A 3,810-nucleotide genomic window follows, 5' to 3' on the forward strand; every position below is an offset into this window, starting at 1 on the left:
TGACATCAGATCAACAAGATCGTTATTTTCAGGATTCGCTCGCGTGGCTGAAAACGAAGCACGGAGATGAAAACGTTATTTACGCTGGAGTTCATCGGGATGAACAGACGCCGCATATGTACGCTTATGTCGTTCCTATCGATAGCCAGGGGAAGCTAAATTGCCGTGCCTTTTTGGGGGGAGCCAAGGCCCTGAATCAGATGCAGACAGAATTCGCCCAGCGAGTCGGAGAAAACCATGGTTTAGAGCGGGGGATTGAAGGGAGTAAAGCGCGTCATCAAACAGTGAAACAGTTCTATGCCAACATTCAAAGTCCTTTCGAACATGCAGTTATTAGAGCAAAGCATGTGGAACCAAAAGTGCTGGAAAGAAAGGTGATCGGGAGGGATATCAGCGAAACATCCGAACAGGTTGCTCAGCGCCTGACCAAGGGAATACAAGATTATTATGAGCCGGCTGTTTGTAGTCACCGCATGAAGCTACAGTTGGAAAAACAAAAAAAGGCTCTTGAAGAGCAGAAAAAGCGTCAAGCTGACAGCGATACAAAATTAAAAGAGCGGGAAATTGAGCTTAAAAGACAACAGGTAGAACTAAATCAAATCATTGAAAGAAAAACAGAAAGATTGAATGCGGAATGCAATGAATTGAACAGAGTTGTGTATGAAAATGTTGAAGTTATTATCGAACTCAAGCAGGAGCGAGACGAGCTGGAAAGACGGCTCGAAAGATATGAGCCGCCAGAAGCAGAGTTAGAGCTACGGTGAATTAGATTTCACAGCGACACATCAGTGTTTCCATTGTTCTAACAAATGCCCGTTCAATCAGTATGTTGGGGCAATCGTCATACACAGAAACCACCTGATTAACCAGTGATAAAAGCTTTTGAATATCAGCTTGTCTAGGTGGGCAGTTCATTTCAGATGCTGCCGTATCAACCGCATCTGACACTATAGATTCCAGTGCCGCAATATAATCTACATCAGAAATTACGTTAGTAATCACGTCCAGAACAACAACGTTTGATACTATTGAGTTAGCCATTACAGCCTCCTAACTAGGTTGTGGTGGTCAGCGGTCTGTAGGAGGGTCCAAGCTCCGGCAGACCGCGCTAATACTCAGGCGGCGTGATGTGGCCGCTGAGTTACATCACCGCGTCCGGCCAAAAGACCCTCCACGGATATATCTTCGTCCAGCTCGTCCCAGTGAATGCCTCGTGCACTCAGCTCAAAACGGGTCAGCTCGTCAGCACTGGCGTGCATAAGTTTGGGGAACCATGCCAGCGGAACGCCGAGGGTGCGGGCATCGTTGAGTTCTACCCACATATTGTATTCATCAAATTTTACGCTCTTAGCTGAAATACTCATGCCATGCCTCCACAAACAATGTGCTGTTTTGTTCCACCACATCGACCAGCTCTTTCAGGTCGCGGGCGTTAAATCCGTCGTTACGGGCTAACAAGACTTCCGGTACCAGCCAAAATTTAGCTTCTGCCTCGGAGTTCCTGACATGGATATGCGCCGGTTCCAGTGGGTTGCCTTCGTTCGAGTAGAAGAAAAATCGGTACCCTTTAAAGCGTAGTATTACCGGCATACCGGTTTTCCCTCCATGTTAGGCCAGTGCCATTTTTATTTGCTTGTCTTCCTTAAAATGGAAGTGCAAGGCGACTACTTTTCTACCTTGTTTCACTGCATCTACAGTGACGGTGAGATCACTTTTTGCATTGAGTTCTTCGATGGCTGGCTTCAGCAACAATTGGTTTAACGATTTGAATGTTGGGTATTTACCATCTAATCCCATCATTATTCGAAACTCATCTAACGGAATTAGGCGGGATTTAACTTCCGACTTTTGTCCCATGTATTGCTGTAGTAACTCATAAATACGGATGCTGTGAGCACTAGCAAGGCTTGAAACGTTCTTGACTACAACCCTAGTAAATTGTCCTTTTAGTTGGGTCAGGTAAGGCATGATGGCATCGGAAAAAGTGATCTCCACTTTACCTTCGCCTTTAAAGTATTCGGCTCGGTATTGTACCCAGCGGAATTCTTCACGTTTCTCATTATTTTTTATGATTATTGACCTATCCCAAAGGCGGTCAATAGCCTTTTTTAACTCTCGTTCCGCATGCTTTCTACCCATGTCAGGGAAGAAACTATAAAACTCTGCGGCGGTGATAGTCATCGTCTTTTGAGTATCAGGTGATGGGGCTTCTGGTCGTGAATCTAAGCGGCCTATACAGGCTAATAAAAATCGCTGTTCTTGAAGTGTTAGCTTATAACTAGCTTCGATTAATGCATTTGATTTATAAGCAATTAATTCAGACATGGCGATTCCGTTCTATTGGCAATAAATCAAATATAACCATTACCTTAATGACTGGCAATGTCTTTATTTTGATTATTACCATTAGTTGTGGATAGTGCCGCATATTTCATTGCCTATCACCGCATATTTCATTGCCTATCACCGCATATTTCATTGCCTATCACCGCATATTTCATTGCCTATCACCGCATATTTCATTGCCTATCATGGTGTAATATGTTGATTTTAATAAATAAAAAACACCCTAAAAGGTTTAAAAGATCTTAAAAATAAAAAAAAGATCTTTAAAAGACACCACTTGTGGATAACTACCCGAAAAACAAACACTTTCGCCTACTGGAAGTAGATCTGATGTCGCCGCTTGCGGCTCCGCCTAAATGATTTTTGGCGCTTTGCGCCGGGAAAACTAAAAACACATGAATTTACTCATCAGAAAATGCGCCGTAATGCGGGCGCGGCACAAAAATCCCATTTCCCTGTTCTGCAATTAATCTCGCCAGCAATTCACGTTCAAAAGATTCCATTTTGTCAAAATCCACATACTTCCAGTTTCTCTGGTAAAAACTGAATGCTTCAGCGTCCGTTAACGTCGCATCCTCGTCTAAATACCAAGCACCTAGGCTCATTTGCGGATAATCCCTAATTCTTACTGACATGTATCCCCCTGTATCGGTATCAGATTCTTTTGTCTTCGACCATCAAGCACCAGCATTGCTGATTTATCCGATGTAAAAACCCCCGCTTGGCAGGGAGGGATTGACGAATAATGATATTACGCAGCTCGCATCGCTCGCGTATCGGCGAATTAAAGCCACTAAGAGCCATTGTGAGCGTTTTTTTCGCCTTACATGCCCTAACGGGCATCTGAAAAAAATAAACCCCACAGTGAGCTTCCTGTGCGTTTTTTCCGGCAACCGCTCACATCGATGAACTTGTTCGACGATGTGAGCGGTTCAACAACCGGAGGGCGTTAGCTCAACATGGGGATCAACACCATCCCAAGAAAGGCCATAAACACTAAGCCAATACAAACCCCAACAATCCCAGTTCCAGTCTCAGAAAAACTTTCTTTGCTCGCCCGAAAAAAACCACGCCAAAAGCGTTTCATTGAGTCAATCCTCGTTTTTTTAGCCCCGCAGGGCTCATAACATTGTGAAGCAATGTGTAGTGAGTCCACATCTTATGGTATACACGATGTAAGAAGAGACGACAAATTTGGAGATGTTTGCATGGGATACGCCATACTGCGAACACAAAAACTTAAAGATTTCGGAAGCATTCACCGCTCACTAAAACATGCATTCAGGGCACAAGACACACCAAATGCTGACATTGCGTTGATGCCCAAAAACACTCACCTATACGCCAATTCAGTCACCGAGGCCTTTGATGCAGTTAAACTACGACTTCCAGAAAAACGCCGAAAAGATGCCGTTCTTGCTATTGAATATCTGATCACAGCCTCCCCTGAAAAAATGCGTGAAA

The 3,810-nt window shown here is 44.1% G+C and carries 7 protein-coding genes; 2 read left to right on the plus strand and 5 right to left on the minus strand.

The features are described from left to right. A partial coding sequence (gene mobV / locus ACQ4OC_RS19285; protein WP_430971544.1) for a MobV family relaxase occupies positions 1-764 on the plus strand: 764 nt, incomplete at its 5' end. Between the two features lies 1 nt (position 765). Here the strand turns inward: mobV and ACQ4OC_RS19290 are convergent. The 5 genes from ACQ4OC_RS19290 to ACQ4OC_RS19310 form a co-directional block, all read right to left on the minus strand. After that, on the minus strand, positions 766-1,041 hold the full coding sequence (locus tag ACQ4OC_RS19290; RefSeq protein ID WP_265319398.1) for a hypothetical protein: 276 nt from the start codon (positions 1,039-1,041) through the stop codon (positions 766-768). 74 nt (positions 1,042-1,115) lie between these two features. Continuing rightward, positions 1,116-1,364, minus strand: a complete 249-nt coding sequence (locus ACQ4OC_RS19295; RefSeq protein ID WP_234500604.1) for a DUF2442 domain-containing protein — start codon at positions 1,362-1,364, stop codon at positions 1,116-1,118. After that, positions 1,348-1,590: a DUF4160 domain-containing protein gene (locus tag ACQ4OC_RS19300; protein ID WP_265319397.1), complete on the minus strand. Its 243-nt coding sequence runs from the start codon at positions 1,588-1,590 to the stop codon at positions 1,348-1,350. The genes ACQ4OC_RS19295 and ACQ4OC_RS19300 overlap by 17 nt, the downstream gene beginning before the upstream one ends. 18 nt (positions 1,591-1,608) lie before the next feature. Next, a complete protein-coding gene (locus tag ACQ4OC_RS19305) occupies positions 1,609-2,325 on the minus strand; it encodes a replication initiation protein (protein ID WP_265319396.1) in 717 nt (238 codons plus the stop codon). 422 nt (positions 2,326-2,747) lie between these two features. Then, a complete protein-coding gene (locus tag ACQ4OC_RS19310; protein WP_265319395.1) occupies positions 2,748-2,981 on the minus strand; it encodes a hypothetical protein in 234 nt (77 codons plus the stop codon). 573 nt (positions 2,982-3,554) lie between these two features. On the opposite strand from ACQ4OC_RS19310, the gene ACQ4OC_RS19315 reads away from it, so the two are divergent. Next, a partial coding sequence (locus ACQ4OC_RS19315) for a plasmid recombination protein (protein WP_430971545.1) occupies positions 3,555-3,810 on the plus strand: 256 nt, incomplete at its 3' end.

This window comes from Yersinia sp. J1, from assembly GCF_050586585.1.
Taxonomy (GTDB): domain Bacteria; phylum Pseudomonadota; class Gammaproteobacteria; order Enterobacterales; family Enterobacteriaceae; genus Yersinia; species Yersinia entomophaga.